Below are 393 nucleotides of genomic sequence, written 5' to 3'. Positions count from 1 at the left end.
AACACTCCAGGAAGCAATCAAACATACATTTGAAAATCGCCACACTCCTTATAATGAGAACACGATGTTCTTCAGAAAGGAGTTTGGTAGCAATCAGCAAATGCAGGTCAGGTGGACAGCTTTCATGCGTAAAATAACGTCCACAGACATATTGTCTTTTACCGAAGTGATAGCGTTCTTACAGCAAAGACTTCTTCCGTTTTGGGAGAACATGAAAGATGAATAGCAGAAAATACGATATATATCAGTTTCCAGAATGTAAGGACGTAGTGGTTTCTGGAGACATTCACGGCGACTTTAACCTCCTCGTGAACAAAATTTGTGTGCAATATCAAATGCCAATAGTTCGTTAAAATTTGAGATAAAGGCTAAGCAGTTTTACGCTGCCAGCCA

1 pseudogene is annotated in these 393 nt (G+C 39.7%); it reads left to right on the top strand.

The features are described 5' to 3' along the window. Positions 1-226: pseudogene (locus tag KM934_RS13000) on the top strand (nucleotidyl transferase AbiEii/AbiGii toxin family protein); the annotation flags it as partial. Between the last annotated feature and the right edge of the window lie 167 nt (positions 227-393).

It is taken from the genome of Hallella faecis, from assembly GCF_018789675.1.
GTDB classification, from domain to species: domain Bacteria; phylum Bacteroidota; class Bacteroidia; order Bacteroidales; family Bacteroidaceae; genus Prevotella; species Prevotella faecis.
This window is presented reverse-complemented; position numbering and strand designations above follow the sequence as displayed.